Origin of the sequence: Pseudomonas rhizozeae, assembly GCF_031583775.1 — a bacterium.
Classification (GTDB): Bacteria; Pseudomonadota; Gammaproteobacteria; order Pseudomonadales; family Pseudomonadaceae; genus Aquipseudomonas.
The window spans coordinates 537,107-552,279 of record NZ_JAVLSB010000021.1; the positions used below are offsets into that span (position 1 = coordinate 537,107).

The 15,173-nt window shown below is 62.2% G+C and carries 13 protein-coding genes; 8 read left to right on the forward strand and 5 right to left on the reverse strand.

Annotated features, from left to right (window positions below; all coding sequences use genetic code 11):
* Positions 1-39 precede the first annotated feature (39 nt).
* From RG836_RS06780 to RG836_RS06800, 5 genes are read right to left on the reverse strand one after another with little or no spacing between them, the layout of a single operon-like run.
* Positions 40-870: a class I SAM-dependent methyltransferase gene (locus tag RG836_RS06780; protein WP_310844274.1), complete on the reverse strand. Its 831-nt coding sequence runs from the start codon at positions 868-870 to the stop codon at positions 40-42.
* Entirely contained in the window at positions 864-2,015 is a 1,152-nt protein-coding gene (locus tag RG836_RS06785) for an acyltransferase family protein (RefSeq protein WP_310844275.1), read from the reverse strand. The genes RG836_RS06780 and RG836_RS06785 overlap by 7 nt, the downstream gene beginning before the upstream one ends.
* Complete coding sequence (locus RG836_RS06790; RefSeq protein WP_310844276.1) at positions 2,012-2,905, reverse strand: class I SAM-dependent methyltransferase; 894 nt, start codon at positions 2,903-2,905, stop codon at positions 2,012-2,014. The genes RG836_RS06785 and RG836_RS06790 overlap by 4 nt, the downstream gene beginning before the upstream one ends.
* Positions 2,902-4,206 carry a glycosyltransferase gene (locus RG836_RS06795; RefSeq protein ID WP_310844277.1) on the reverse strand — a complete coding sequence of 435 codons (1,305 nt, stop codon included), beginning with the start codon at positions 4,204-4,206 and terminating at the stop codon, positions 2,902-2,904. Before RG836_RS06795 ends, RG836_RS06790 begins: the two co-directional genes overlap by 4 nt.
* Positions 4,206-5,765 carry a glycosyltransferase gene (locus RG836_RS06800; RefSeq protein ID WP_310844278.1) on the reverse strand — a complete coding sequence of 520 codons (1,560 nt, stop codon included), beginning with the start codon at positions 5,763-5,765 and terminating at the stop codon, positions 4,206-4,208. Before RG836_RS06800 ends, RG836_RS06795 begins: the two co-directional genes overlap by 1 nt.
* A 421-nt stretch (positions 5,766-6,186) precedes the next feature.
* Here RG836_RS06800 and RG836_RS06805 point away from each other — a divergent pair, with 421 nt between their 5' ends.
* The 8 genes from RG836_RS06805 to RG836_RS06840 are packed head-to-tail and all read left to right on the forward strand — an operon-like array spanning position 6,187 to position 15,172.
* Entirely contained in the window at positions 6,187-7,101 is a 915-nt protein-coding gene (locus RG836_RS06805; RefSeq protein WP_310844280.1) for a GDP-mannose 4,6-dehydratase, read from the forward strand.
* Positions 7,098-8,069, forward strand: a complete 972-nt coding sequence (gene gmd / locus RG836_RS06810) for a GDP-mannose 4,6-dehydratase (RefSeq protein ID WP_310844281.1) — start codon at positions 7,098-7,100, stop codon at positions 8,067-8,069. Before RG836_RS06805 ends, gmd begins: the two co-directional genes overlap by 4 nt.
* A 3-nt stretch (positions 8,070-8,072) precedes the next feature.
* Positions 8,073-9,512, forward strand: coding sequence for a mannose-1-phosphate guanylyltransferase/mannose-6-phosphate isomerase (locus RG836_RS06815; protein WP_310844282.1), 1,440 nt, complete (start codon positions 8,073-8,075; stop codon positions 9,510-9,512).
* Positions 9,513-10,310, forward strand: a complete 798-nt coding sequence (locus tag RG836_RS06820) for an ABC transporter permease (protein ID WP_310844284.1) — start codon at positions 9,513-9,515, stop codon at positions 10,308-10,310.
* Positions 10,310-11,563 carry an ABC transporter ATP-binding protein gene (locus RG836_RS06825; RefSeq protein WP_310844286.1) on the forward strand — a complete coding sequence of 418 codons (1,254 nt, stop codon included), beginning with the start codon at positions 10,310-10,312 and terminating at the stop codon, positions 11,561-11,563. The genes RG836_RS06820 and RG836_RS06825 overlap by 1 nt, the downstream gene beginning before the upstream one ends.
* The gene (locus RG836_RS06830; RefSeq protein ID WP_310844288.1) at positions 11,560-12,927 is read left to right on the forward strand and encodes a glycosyltransferase family 4 protein; all 1,368 of its coding nucleotides are present in this window, start codon (positions 11,560-11,562) and stop codon (positions 12,925-12,927) included. Before RG836_RS06825 ends, RG836_RS06830 begins: the two co-directional genes overlap by 4 nt.
* Positions 12,911-14,041, forward strand: coding sequence for a glycosyltransferase family 4 protein (locus tag RG836_RS06835; protein ID WP_310844289.1), 1,131 nt, complete (start codon positions 12,911-12,913; stop codon positions 14,039-14,041). The genes RG836_RS06830 and RG836_RS06835 overlap by 17 nt, the downstream gene beginning before the upstream one ends.
* Entirely contained in the window at positions 14,042-15,172 is a 1,131-nt protein-coding gene (locus tag RG836_RS06840; RefSeq protein WP_310844290.1) for a glycosyltransferase family 4 protein, read from the forward strand.
* Position 15,173 lies beyond the last annotated feature (1 nt).

A 15,173-nucleotide genomic window follows, 5' to 3' on the forward strand; every position in this document is an offset into this window, starting at 1 on the left:
AGGGGCCGATCAAGGCCCCTGGTTGCACTGTCACCTACCCTACTCAGCCAACGGCTTGCGGGCAATGATCACCTGACTTTTGGCGACCACGGCGTCCAGCGCCTGTTTGATTTGCGCGCCGCGCGGGGACGACAGCACGGCTTGCCACGTGTTGGCCCAATGGTTGAGCATCGGATGGTCAGGCTGGCTCAAGTCGACCTTGGCGTCCCAGAACAGCAGCATCCACATCGACCAATAGAACCCGTATTGGCTGTGGCTCAGCACTTCAAGGCCTGCGCCACTGACCATTGCTTTGAACTCATCTTCGCTGATCACGCGGATGTGGTTGGGTTTCTCATAATACGCCGGCGCCGCAATGCCTTTTTGCAAGTCTTCGGAGCTGGGGTGCGGCACGCTAAGCAGGTACAACGCGCCTGGTTGGCCAACTCGCACCAGCTCACTGAGGAACTGCGCCGGGTCGTCGACGTGCTCGATGACTTCAGTGGACACCACACGGCTGGCGGTGCCGTCGGCAATCGGCAACGGGTTGCCATCAGTGACGTGGCATTCGACGTCCCGCGCTGGCGTGTCGACCAGGCGCTGCCGCGTCGCCTCGACTTTGGCCGCGTCGATGTCAGCAATGATGATCTTCGCCCCACGCATGCCGCAAAATCTTACGTTGCCACCGTCGCCGCAGCCGACGTCGAGCAAGGTGTCCTCCGCTGACACCGCAAACCCGGTGTACAACTCGCCGCTGGCGTGATTGAACCAGCCGCTGAGCATCGCATCGTGCAGGCCTAGTTCGAACGAGTCGACCTGCCCGGCAGGCGCTGCCACTGTGGGTACGGCAGCGGGCGCACCCGCCATGAGATTCTTCAAACGATTCAGCATGAGGTGGCTCCAGAAGGGACAGCGGTTCGCGACACCCCCATGCGCTGCACCAGGCGCGAGCCACGGTTGCGCAGGGGCATTTCGACCAGGCGGTAATTGAGTTCGCTGAGGACGACGATCAGGCCGCCGGCCACCAGCAGGGTAAGTATCGGGTGCCCCGCCGGGCTCGGCAGGCCGGCGGTTTGCAAGCGGAAGATCAACTCGCGCACCAGGCAATACGCTGGGATGTGGATCAAGTAAATCCCGTAGGAACGACTGCCGACCCAGGTCATCAGGTTTTTCAGCAGACCACGGGGCATCAGGTAATCGCGGTTATAGGAACCCAGCCATACCAAAACCGCGCACAGCACCGCGATCAGGCCGATGCGGTAACTGGTGAAGGTAAAGCGATCGGTGGCGATGAAGCTCAACACCGCGCTCAACATGATCAGCACCGTCAACCCGAGCCCGGGCCGGCGCAACCAGGTCGGCTCCCAGCGCGCATAGCTCGGTTGCGCCGACCACATCGCCAACAGCACGCCGAGAGCCAGCGCATCAGTGCGGACCACCATCAACAGCGGCGTGCGCCAGGTGAACAGTTGCACCGCCACCAGCGCCAGCAACGCCCACACCAGATACTTGCGGCACAGCACGATCAGCAACGGGAACAACAGGTAAAACTGCTCTTCCAGGGACAGGCTCCAGTACACAAAACTGCTGCCGTACTCGTAATGAAAGAAGCTGTCGGCAAAGCGGAAGTTGGCGTATTGCAGAACCCCGGCGAGGGTCGCCTGGATATTGGCCTGCACGTTGCCATACGCACCCGAGCGATTCAGAAACACACACGCCAGCAGCATCAGCGCCAGCCACAGCCAGGCCGACGGCAACAAACGAAAAGCGCGACGCAGCCAGAAATTGCGCGTCTGTTCCCAGGTTTGGCGCGGTGTACTGCACCCGCGCAGCGCCGGAATCAAACTGCGCGCAATGACGAATCCGGAGATGGCAAAAAACAGGTCCACGCCCCACCACGGCTGCGCATACAGGTGGATCGCCTCCAACAGCGGTACAGGGACAGCAAACAGGCTGTCTTGCAGATGATGGAACAGCACACCGAGTACCGCGATGCCGCGCAGCAATTCGATGTCCATGATCCGCTGGCTGCTCACGAAGTCCCCCTGGACGAGCTTTCGCCTGCCAGCGGTTTGCGCGCGATGATCACCTGGCTCTTGGGCATCAACGCATCGAGCAGGCCCTTGATCGCCAGGCCATCGGGTTGTGTGAGCAAGTCCTGCCAGGTGCGCGCCCAACTCTCCATCAGTGGCGCAAATGGCGCCTGAATCCGGTCCCGCACCGCGCCGCCCAGGTCACGCCCGGCCGCCCGCTCGCTAGCCCAGAAGAAAATCATCCCCATCACCCAGAAGAATCCACTGGCCTGGCGGTGTTCGATCACCAGGCCGGCGTCCTCGACCAACGCCGCGAAGCGTTCGGCGCTGAAGATCTGTACATGGTTCGGTGACTGGTAATAACCCACGGGAGCGATGCCTTTTTGCAGCTCTTCGCCCAACGCCGCCGGCACGCTGAGCAGGTACTGCGCGCCCGGTCGTCCCATGCGCACCAGTTCGGCCATGAAGGCTTCGGGCTGATCGACGTGCTCGAGCACCTCCATGCACACCACTTTGCTCGCGCAGCCCTCAGCCAGTGGCAGTGGCAGGCTGTTGCTGACCAGGCCAAGGGACGGTTGCCGGGTCTGCGCTTCGACCTGCCGAGCCAGGTCGCGCACCTTGTCGTGCTCGCTGTCGGTGAAAATGACCGAAGCGCCCTGCCGCACCGCGAACAGCGTCGCCACGCCTTCGCCGCAACCAACGTCCAGCACGGTGTCGCCGGCGCCAATCGCGAAGCCCTTGAGCAACTCGCCGCTGTCACCGAGGAACCAGCCGTCGTGAATCGCGTCGTGCAGGCCGACATCCGCAGGCGAGACGCTGACCGGCGCACCATCTTGCGTCACCGGTGGCGCTGGCGGTCCCGGAAACAGCCGCTTCAGCCAGGCGCGGATCATGCCGGTGGTGCCTCGGCGACGGCGGCAGCGCGCGCGGCGGCCAATTGCGTGAAAAAGCCCCGCAAACGCTGTTCGGCCATGGCTTGGCTGCAGAACGTTTGCAGGCTTGCCACCGCGTGTTCGGACATCTGCCGGTAACGCACGGCATCGTTTTTCGCCACCGCGTAGCTGGCGCGATAGGCTCGGCACAGCGAGGCCCAATCGGTGATGTAGCGCAACGTGCGAAAAGCTTTGCGTGGGTCGTGGGGCCAAGCGGTGAGTTCGTCGGTGGAGTCGATCAGGAAGGCGTTGTCGGCATCCAGATAATCGATCATCGCCGTGGTTCGTGGCGCTACCGCCGGTTTACCGCAGGACATGAATTCCATCAGCGGCAGGCACTGGCCTTCGCCGTAGGAGGTGTTGACCACGTAGCGCGTCGCTTGCACCAGTTGCTCGTAATCGGCGTCCGCGAGGTAACCGTGGATCAGCACGATGCGGCAGCGATACGGTTGATTTTTGTACAGGTGATGCAGAAGGTCGGTCAGCGCTTCTTCGGCGTCGAAGTGGGTCAGCTTGAGCACCAGCGTCGCGTCCTCCACCTCGCGGAAGCTCACGCAAAAGGCACTGAGCATGTCTTCCCAGTTCTTGCGCCCGTCGCAAGGATTGAACACCGAGCTGTACACGACACCGTCGAGCAGCAACTCGCGCTCCTGCACGGGTGCGGCAAAATCGATACCTTTGCCCCTGCGCAAGTGCGCCGGGCCGAATGCCCGCAGATCCAGCTGTCGACTGTCCACCAGCAAGCCCTTGAGCCTGAGACGGAACTGCTTCGGTGGCACTTCGGTTTTCAACGCTGAGCCCCGGGCGGCAAACCGATCCCAGACCGGCGCGGGCACGGCAACAATCGGGTACTCGGCGCCCATGGCTGCGTGCACGGCATCGACGGTGTAGCTGGAATGGGTGATCGCCGCGCCGCAGGCCTTGAGCACCGTGCGCCAGTCATTACGCGGTTCGCCGTCGAACGGCTCGTTGGGGATGGTGCTGAACTCCCAGGCAAACACCGGCAGCGTCGGGCACGCCAGGTGCACCGGCGTGCGATGCGGCGGCGAGAACGACAGGAACACGCAGTCTTCGCCACGGGCCTGGGCGTCGAGGTAAAGGGCATCGACCTCGGTGTCAGGGTCACTGACTTCCACCACCCGCCCCAGGCGTTCCAGCACCGGGCGGTATTCCTTGAGCACGAAGTAGTAGCTGTATTCCGAGCGCCCGAGGTTCTGGGCGATGGTGCGCTGGTTGGTTTCCGAATGAATGAGGATCAGCATCAGGCGTTGTCCTTCTCAGCCAACGGCGCAGAAGCCTGCGGCGCCAGACCGAAAAAATCCGCCAGGCGCTGTTGCACAGGGGCGAAGGAGCAGTAACCGCGCATCCGCTCGATGGCGGCCTCGGACATGCGCCGGTAGGCATCAGGGTCGGTTTTGGCCATGCGGTAGCTGTCTTCGTAAGCGCGTTTGAGCGAACCCCAGTCCGGACGATGACGCAGGGTGCGATAGATGATCCGCGTGTCTTGGGGCCAAACAGTCAGTTCTTCGCTCGAGGCCACGACAAACGCCACCTGGTCATCGATGTAATCTTCCATCGCCGTGTGGTCCGGCGCGATCACCGGGGTGCCGCTGGACATGAATTCCATCAGCGGCAGGCACAGGCCTTCGCAGCGCGAGGCGTTGACGTAGAAACTCGCCGCCCCGTAGAGCCGGGCGTATTGCGCGTCGTCGAGGTAGCCGTGCATCACCAGCACGCGGCAGGCGAAGGGCGAAAGCTGCGCGAGCAAGGTCATGAGTTCGCGGTAATAGGCGCCGAGGTCGCTCTGGGTGATTTTCAGCACCAGGGTCGCGTCTTCGGTGTCGCGCAATGCCCAGCAGAACGCGGTGATCAACTGATGCCAGTTCTTGCGGCCATCCTTAGGGTTGAAGACCGTGACATACACCACGCCTTCAACCTCGGTGTGCACGTGCAGCGAGGTGTCCGGGAAATCCTCCGGCAACGGTTCAGGTTCGGCTACGGTCTGCGGGCCGGCGATGCTCGGCAGGTGACGGGCAATGGTGGCGTGGGCCGTGTCGGAAAACAGATCACGCCAGCCTTCCCAATACCAGCGGCTGAGGAAGTGCGTGCGCGGCAGCGGCTCCGGCAGCGAGCGTCCGAGGTCCAGCGCCCACAGTCGCAGGAAGTGCCGGGCGATCACCAAGCGTCGCTTGAGGGTCAGCGGCGGCGGGCGCGAGGCTTCGATTTCGGCCAGTTGCTCGGCGCTCAGGGGTGCCGGAATCAAAGCGTCAGCGCTCAGGCCCAGGGTGCGGCTGTCGAGCAGGCAGCCTTTTATCTCCAGCCGCGCGCCGGGGTTGACCGGCTCGCTGTGACGGTGCTCGCGAATCCCGGCGTAGTGCTCCCAGATCGGCGTCGGCAGCACCAGCACCGGGAAGTCCTCACCCATGGCCCGGCGGATCGCCCGCGCGGTGTGGCTCGACAGCGTGATGACCCGGCCCTGGCCCGCCAGCATGTGGGTCCAGTTCTGACGCGGGTCGTTGTCCCACGCTTCATCGGGGATCGAGTCGAACTCCCAGGCCACCACGCACACCGTTGGGCAGGCCAGTTCGGTCGGGGTTTTCTGCGGTGGGGTGAACGACAGGAACACACAGTCTTCGCCCTCGGCCAACAAGCGCCGATACAACGGATCGACCTCGGCCACTGTTGCCACGACATGCACCCGACCGAGGCTTTCCAGCACCGGGCGATAGGCCTTGAGCACGAAGTAGTAACTGTATTCGGGCCGGCCGAGGCTCTGGCTGATAGAGCTGTCGTTGACGTCCGAGTAAAGAATGAAATTCATCGCATTCCACGGTGAAACCGCCGTCCCGGCAGCCCCACGCAATGACGGTCGAGCAACGGAAAAAGTCTGGAATTGCCAGCGCTCTTCCTTCGTCTGCAGGCCCGCCTACGTTCTTGTTTTAGTGGTCAGGTTCGCCCGGCCCTGAACTCAGTTCATAGAACCCTGACAAAACGTGACGAGGGGCATTCTAAACACATCCGCTGGGGATTCGGGAACCGCCCGCCGCGATTAATCACGAGAACTGGCCGGTCACGGTTTGCCCTGTTGAATTTGCCGCGCAATTGGCACAGATTGGTCACCAAACAACTACAACAAAGACTTTGCCCACAACTTTCTGATCTTTAGTCCTACAGAAATGCCAGAACGCTCCTGCCAAGGCAGGTGTATAGGGTCGGAGTCATTCGCTTAAAGGGGTCGCTGTTTGAACAAGCGTCTGTTCGTCACGGGTCTGAACGGATTCGTAGGACGTCACCTGCAATCCCGCCTCAAGGCTGGCGCCGCGGGGTGGCACTTGCTGCCCGCCTCTTCGCCTTATGATCTGTGCCAGCCCGACACCCTCGAAGGCCTGTGGCCCGAACTGCCCGACGCGGTCATCCACCTCGCCGGCCAAACTTTCGTCCCCGAAGCTTTTCGCGACCCAGCCCGGACTTTCCAAGTCAATCTGCTGGGCACCCTGAACCTGCTGCAAGCGCTCAAGAACCGAGGTTTCAGCGGCACCTTCCTGTACGTAAGCTCAGGCGACGTCTATGGTCAGGTGAGTGAAAGTCAATTGCCGATCACCGAACTGCAGCCACCCGCGCCGCGCAATCCGTACGCGGTAAGCAAAGTCGCCGCCGAACTGCTGAGCCTGCAGTGGGGCATGAGCGAAGGCTGGCCGATAATGGTCGCCCGCCCCTTCAACCACATCGGCAGCGGGCAGAAGGACAGCTTCGTGATCGCCAGCGCCGCGCGGCAGATCAGCCGCATACAGCGCGGCCTGCAAGCGCCGCAACTGGAAGTCGGCGACATCGACGTGACCCGTGACTTCCTCGATGTCGGCGATGTGGTTTGCGCCTACCTGGCGCTGCTGGACAAGGGTCAGCCAGGCCAGATCTACAACATTTGCTCGGGCACCGAGCACAGCATTCGCAGCCTGATCGAACAATTGGGCGACATCGCCCAGGTCGAGCTGCAACTGGTTCAAGACCCTGCGCGCTTGCGTCGCGCAGAACAGCGTCGAGTCTGTGGCAGCGCTGCCAAGCTGCACCAGGCCACTGGCTGGACGCCGGCAATCACAACACAACAATCCTTGCGGGCGATCCTGTCCGACTGGGAGTCACGGGTAGAACAAGAATGACAAAAAGTGCATTGATCACAGGGATCACCGGCCAGGACGGCGCTTACCTGGCCAAACTGTTGCTCGACAAAGGCTACAAGGTCCACGGCCTGGTGGCGCGGCGCAGCAGCGACTCACGCTGGCGCCTGCGCGAGATGGGCGTCGAGGCGGACATCGTCTACCTCGACGGCGACATGGCCGACGGCAGCTCGGTGCAGCGCGCAGTGATCAAGTCGGCGCCGGACGAGGTGTACAACCTCGCCGCGCAAAGCTTCGTCGCCGCCTCCTGGGATCAACCGATCATCACCGGCGTCGTCGACGGCCTCGGCGTCACGCACCTGCTCGAAGCGATCCGCCAGTTCAGCCCGGACACCCGTTTTTACCAGGCCTCCACCAGCGAAATGTTCGGCTTGATCCAGGCCGAGCAGCAGGACGAAAACACTCCGTTCTACCCGCGCAGCCCGTACGGCGTGGCCAAACTGTACGGCCACTGGATCACCGTCAACTACCGCGAGAGCTTTAACCTGCACGCCAGCAGCGGCATTCTGTTCAACCACGAATCGCCACTGCGTGGCATCGAGTTCGTCACCCGCAAAGTTACCGACGCCGCCGCGCGCATCAAGCAAGGCAAACAGTCGGAGCTGCGCCTGGGCAACATCGACGCCAAGCGCGATTGGGGTTTTGCCGGGGATTACGTCGAAGCCATGTGGCTGATGTTGCAACAGGACAAACCCGACGACTTCGTGGTCGCCACCGGCGTCACCACCACGGTACGCGAGATGTGCCAGATCGCCTTCGAGCACGTTGGCCTGGATTACCGCGACTTCGTCAAAGTCGACCCGGCGTTCTTCCGCCCGGCTGAAGTCGATGTGTTACTCGGCAACCCGGCCAAAGCCCAACGGGTGCTGGGCTGGAAACCCAAGACCGACCTGGACACCCTGATCCGCATGATGATGGATGCGGACATGAAACGCGTCGCCAAGGAGTAGGCCATGCTCATTCCAGTGATTTTGTCCGGTGGTGCCGGCACCCGCCTGTGGCCGGTGTCCCGCGAAGGCCAGCCCAAGCCGTTCATGGTCCTGCCAGACGGCCAGACCTTGCTCGGCAAGACCTACCGCCGCGCCGCCGGGCTGATCGACGGCCGTGGCGATATCGTCACCGTGACCAACCGCGACTACTACTTCCAAAGCAAGGATCATTACCAGGGTGCGGGCCTGGAACGGCATCGCGGGCACTTCCTGCTGGAGCCCACCGGCCGCAACACTGCCCCGGCGCTGGCCGCCGCGGCCCTGGCGATTGAAGCTGAACATGGCGACGCCGCGATCATGGTGGTGATGCCGGCCGATCATTTGATTCTCGATGAAGCCGCGTTACAGGCCTCGGTCGAACACGCCGTGCGCCTGGCCAAGGCTGGTTATCTGGTGACCTTCGGCGTGGTGCCGACCGCTCCCGAAACCGGGTTCGGCTACATCGAAGCCGGCGCGCCGCTGGACGACCAGGGCGCCGCCAAGGTGCAGCGCTTCGTCGAAAAACCTGACGTGGAAACCGCCACCCATTACGTCGAGAGCGGGCAGTTCCTGTGGAACTCCGGGATGTTCTGTTTCTCGGTAGCAACCCTGCTGGCCGAGTTGCACACCCACGCCCCGCAGTTGCTGGAACAGGCCCGCGCCTGTGTGCTGGAAAGCAACGCCGTGGACGCTGGCGGTTGCTTGCAACAGGAACTGAACGCCGCGCTGTTCGCCGAGCTGCAAGACATTTCCATCGACTACGCGGTGATGGAGCATTCGGACAAAGTTGCCGTGGTGCCCGCCGCGTTCGACTGGAGCGATATCGGCTCATGGAACGCCGTGGCGGCGCTGGTCCCGGCCGATGCCCACGACAACCGCGCCAGCGGTGATGCGGTGTTCATCGACAGCCGCAGCAACTTTGTGCAAACCGACCGACTGGTGGCCACCGTCGGTGTCGACCACCTGATCATCGTCGACACCGCCGACGCGGTGCTGGTAGCCCACGCCGACCGCGCCCAGGATGTACGACGCGTCGCCAAGCAACTCAAGGACAAGCAACACGAAGCATATCGACTGCACCGCACGGTCAGCCGACCGTGGGGCACCTACACCGTGCTTGAGGAAGGTCCGCGCTTCAAGATCAAACGCATCGTAGTCAAGCCTGGCGCCAAGCTGTCGTTGCAAATGCACCATCACCGCAATGAACACTGGGTGGTCGTCGAAGGCATGGCCAAGGTCACCAACAACGGCACCGGCACCCACTTGGTGGCCAAGAACGAATCGACCTTTATCGCCGCCGGCCACAAGCATCGCCTGGAAAACCCCGGGGTCATCGACCTGGTGATCATCGAAGTGCAGAGCGGCGAATACCTCGGGGAGGACGATATCGTTCGCTTCGAAGACCAGTACGGCAGGACGGATTGAATGCTGCTCTCCCTTTACCGCTCGCTGCGCGACTACCGGGGGTTCATCCTCGGTAGCGTCAAGCGAGAGTTCCAGTCGCGTTATCGCAACTCGCTGTTCGGCGCCCTGTGGACCGTGCTCAACCCGCTGTCGATGATCGTCGTGTATACCGTGATTTTTTCCCACATCATGCGCGCGCGCCTGCCGGGGGTGGACGATGGCATGGCCTACAGCATCTACCTGTGCGCCGGCCTGCTGACCTGGGGGCTGTTCGCCGAAATCACCCTGCGCAGCCAGAACATGTTTCTGGACAACGCCAACCTGCTGAAGAAAATCAGCTTTCCGCGCATTTGCCTGCCGGTGATCGTGCTGCTCAATGCCGGGATCAACTTCGCGATCATCATCGGCCTGTTCCTCGGTTTCCTGCTGATCACCGGGCGGTTGCCGGGGCCGGCACTGCTGGCGCTGATCCCGTTGCTGGCATTACAAGTGATCTTCTGCGCCGGGCTGGGGATGATCCTCGGCGTGCTCAATGTGTTCTTTCGCGACATTGGCCAGTTCTACGCAATTTGCCTGCAGTTCTGGTTCTGGCTGACGCCGATCGTTTACCCGATCAGCATCCTGCCCGAGTGGGTGCAGCGTCTGTTGCAACTCAATCCGCTGACCAACCTGATCGGTGCCTACCAGAATGTGCTGCTGTACGGCCAATGGCCGGTGTGGAGTTCGCTGCTGCCGACCCTGGTGATCGGCGTGCTGTTCTGCCTGATCGGCCTGCGGCTGTTTCGCCAGCGGGTTGGCGAAATGGTGGATGAACTCTGATGGGGCATATTCGCGTCACGGGCCTGGGCAAGGCCTACAAGCAATACCCCACGCGCTGGAGTCGCCTGGCGGAATGGCTGATCCCGTTTTCGCCGCCGCGCCATCGCCAGCATTGGGTGCTGCAAGACGTCGCGTTCGAGATCGCTCCCGGTGAAGCGGTAGGCATTGTCGGGGTCAATGGCGCCGGCAAAAGCACCTTGCTGAAGATGATCACCGGCACCACCCAACCGACCTGCGGCCACATCGAACTGCAAGGCAAGGTCGCTGCCCTGCTGGAACTGGGCATGGGTTTTCATCCGGACTTTACCGGTCGGCAAAACGCGGTGATGGCCGGGCAGTTGCTGGGCTTGCACCTCGAAGAAATCGACGCGCTGATGCCCGAGATCGAACGCTTCGCGGAAATCGGCGAGGCCATTGACCACCCCGTGCGCACCTATTCCAGCGGTATGCAAATGCGCCTGGCGTTCAGCGTCGCCACGGCGCGCCGCCCGGACATCCTGATCGTCGACGAAGCGCTATCGGTGGGCGATGCCTACTTCCAGCACAAAAGCTTCGACCGCATCCGCAGCTTCCGCAAGGCCGGCACTACCCTGCTGATCGTCTCCCACGACCGCTCGGCAATTCAGTCGATTTGCGACTCGGCGATCCTCCTGGAAAACGGACGCATGGCCCTGCATGGCAAACCGGAAGAAGTGATGGATTACTACAACGCCTTGCTGGCTGAACGCGAAGGCCAGACGGTACGCCGGGAAATGCTCGACGGTGGGCAGGTGCAAACCGTATCCGGCACCGGTGAAGCGGCCATCCTCAGCGTACGGCTGCTCGATGAGCGTGAACGTTCGATCGAGGCCGCCGAAGTCAGTCAAGCCGTGGTGCTGGAGGTGCAGATTGAAGTGCGGCAAGCCGTCGAGCGGCTGGTGCTGGGTTTCATGATCAAGGATCGCCTCGGCCAGGCCATGTACGGGATCAACACCCATCGCCAGGACAAGGCCCTCACCGACCTGCAAGCCGGCGAGCGAGTGACCTACCGCTTTGCCTTCGTCATGGGCCTGGGCAAGGGCAACTATTCCGTGGCCCTGAGCCTGTCGCGTCTGGACTCACACCTCGATCGCAATTACGAATGGCGCGACTACGGCCTGGTGTTCCACGTGATCAACAACCGTCAGGAAGATTTCGTCGGCAGTGCCTGGCTCGACGCAAAAACCAGCATTACCCGCAGCACCGAACCCATGGTTGCGGAGCGCCAGCCATGACTCGTCTCCTGGTGGAATGCACTTACGTGTTCCAGCACCCCAAGGTCAATTCAGGGATCCAGCGGGTGGTGCGCAATGTCATCAAACAGTTGCCGGCCGCCGTCGATGGCGTGGAGTGCCTTCCGGTGGTGATGCTCAAGGGCAAGCTCTACCGCGTCTTGCAACTGGCGCCGACGGGCCTCCGGTTGTTCGATGCTTTGATGACCTTCGGCGAGCGCCTGTCGCGCCTGGCCCATCGTTACTGGCAATGGCACCGCGACCTTGATCAGCGCTGCACCTCTCGTTTCACCCGACGCGCGCTGCACGTAGCCTATCGGCTCAGCGCCCTGGCCATGTTCAGCGTACCGTTGCGGCTGATCGAAGCGGTTAACCAGTATCAGTTGCCCAAGCGTTGCGCGCCGTTGCAGCACCAGCCAGGAGATCAATTGGTGTTGTTGGATTCATCCTGGCACGCGGATTTCCTCCCATTTGTGGAACAACTCAAACGTGACGGCGTGGGCATCGTATCGGTGGTCTATGACCTGATCCCGCTGACCCATCCGCAGTTCTACGATACGCGGCTGGTGCAGATGTTCAGTCAGTGGTTCGACTGGATCACCCGCACCGCCGACGGCTACGTGGCGATTTCCGCCACGGTGCGCGACCAGGTGCGCGAGGAACTGACCTTGCGCATCGGCGCGGAGGCGGCCGGGCAGCGCTGGTTCGACTATTTTCATCTGGGCTCGGAGCTGGACCTGCAGCACGCCGACGCGGTGATCGAGCCTCGCTTGCAGCGGTTGTTCGAGACACCGCAACCGGTGTTCCTGATGGTCAGTACCATCGAGCCCCGCAAGAACCACGACTATTTGCTCGACGCCTTTGAGCGCGCCTGGGCTGCAGGCTCCGAGGCGCGGCTGTGCATCGCCGGGCGGATCGGCTGGAAGTGCGACGCCCTGCTGGAACGAGTGCGCAAGCATCCACAGTTGAACCAGCGCTTGTTCATGTTCAACGACCTCAGCGACACCAGCCTCGAACACGCTTACTCCCACGCTCGGGCGCTTGTATTCCCGTCCTTCGTCGAGGGCTTCGGTCTGCCGCTGGTGGAGGCCATGCAGCGCGGCTTGCCGGCGATGGGCAGCGACATCGCGATCTTCCGCGAAATCGGTGGCGAGTTCATGGCGTACTTCAACCTGGAGCAACCGCAAACCCTGGCCGATCTGGTGCTCGATTTTGAACGCAGCGGCCAGTTCCCGGCGGCCCGTGATGTGGCGCAGTGGCAGTGGATCGGTTGGCAGCAAGCCAGTGCGCAATTGGTCGAGCGCACCTTGCGCAACGTGCTGGCGGTGTCGCCCACAGAAGCGAGGCCACATGCGCATTGCCCTTAACGCACGGATTCTGCAGGCGCCGCGCACCGGCATTGGCCAGTATGTTGCCGAGTTGGCCTGCGCCCTCAGCCGTGAGCCGGACATCGAGCTGTCGCTGTTCCACGGTTGGGGCTGGAGCGAGGCCTTGCCGCCGGCGGCGATGCCGGGTTATTCGCGACTCAGCCCGCTGCTGCGGCAGATCCCTGGCGCTTATCAGGCGCGACGCTGGATTGAACAAAAGCGCTTCGACCAACGGGGCGCGCGGTCTGTCGACCTGTATCACGAACCGAGTCTGTGGCCCCTGGCGTTCGACGGCCCGACGGTGATCACCCTGCACGACCTGACCCACTTGCACTACCCCGAGACCCAGCCCCCGGCGCGCCTGCGGGAAATCGAGCGGCGCGTGGCCCACGGCGTGGAGCAGGCACAGCTGATCCTTACCGATTCGCAGTTCATCGCCAACGAAGCACGAGTCTATTTCGGCCTGCCCGCCGAGCGTTTCGTGGTCGCACCACTGGGGGTCGCGGCGCGTTTTCATCCGCGCTCCGCGCAAGACATCGATGGGGTGCTCAAGGCTCATGCGGTCGAGGCCGGCGAATACTTTCTGTGTGTCGGCACCCTCGAACCGCGCAAGAACCTGAGCCTGGCCCTGCAGGCCCACGCACAGTTACCGGAAAGCCTGCGCCAGCGCTATCCGCTGCTGATCGTCGGCATGGCCGGTTGGCAGCGCGAGCAGTTGAGTGATGAGCTGAGCATTGCCCTGGCCAGCGGTCACGTGTGCCTGCTCGGCTACCTGCCGGACGAACAACTGGCGCAACTGCTGTCGGGCGCCCGGGCGCTGATTTTCCCCTCGTTGTATGAAGGCTTCGGTCTGCCGGTACTGGAAGCCATGGCCAGCGGCGTGCCGGTGATCACCAGCCGACGTTCGGCAATGCCGGAGGTGGCCGGCGAAGCGGGCAACTATATTGAACCGTGGGACGTCGACGGACTGCGCGAGGCCATGCTGCGTTTGATCGACGACTCACGGCATTGGCAGGCATGCCGAGAAGCCGGGTTGCTACAGGCCGGGATGTTTTCCTGGGAACGCTGCGCACGGGAAACTGCCAGCGCTTATCGCAAGGTTGTGGGAGGTTGAATGCAGATTCTTCATTTTTATAAAACTTACCTGCCTGACTCCATGGGTGGCGTGGAGCAAGTCATTTTTCAACTCTGCGAGAGCGGTGCCCCTTATGACATCGACAACCGTGTATTAAGCCTCAGCACTGACCCCAGTCCCGAAGTGATGCACATGGGCACGCACCAGATACACCGGGCCAAGCTGGATATTCAAATCGCTTCCACAGGGTTTTCCGTGAGTGTGTTCAAAAAGTTTCGCGAAATGGCTGCCGAAGCAGATGTGATCAACTATCACTTTCCCTGGCCATTCATGGATGTCGTGCACTTTCTCAGTGGGATCGTTAAACCGAGCGTGGTGACTTACCACTCGGACATCATCCGCCAGAAAAACCTGCTGAAGCTCTATCGCCCGTTGATGACACGCTTTCTCGCGAGTGCCGATCGCATCGTCGCCGCCTCGCCGAACTACCTGCATACAAGCGATGTGCTGCAAAAATTTCAGGATAAAACCCGGGTGATTACGTACGGCTTGAACAAGGCCGGTTATCCACAGCCCGACGCCGAGCGCATGAACCGGTGGCGCCAGCGAGTCGGCGACAAGTTCTTCCTGTTTGTCGGGGTGATGCGTTACTACAAAGGCTTGCACATCCTGCTCGACGCCCTGCAAAACCTCGATTATCCGGTGGTGATCGTCGGGGCCGGGCCGCTGGAAAATGAGCTGCACGCCCAGGCCGCGGCATTGGGCCTGCGCAATGTGCATTTCCTTGGGCGTCTGGGCGATGAGGACAAGGTCGCACTGCTGCAACTGAGCTACGCGATCGTGTTCCCGTCGCACCTGCGCTCCGAAGCCTTCGGCATTTCCCTGCTGGAAGGCGCGATGTACGGCAAGCCGATGATCTCCAGCGAAATCGGCACCGGCACCAGTTACATCAATATTCACAACGAAACCGGGCTGGTGGTGCCACCGAGCAACCCGCACGCCTTCCGCGAGGCCATGCGCACCTTGTGGGATAACCCCGTGCTGGCCGCCGAGATGGGCCGCAAGGCCGAGGCGCGTTACCGGCAGTTGTTCACCGCCGAGGAAATGGGCCGCAAGTGGAATGAGCTGTATCAGGAATTGCTCGAAGAGAAGTCGCTGTCCTATGCCTGAG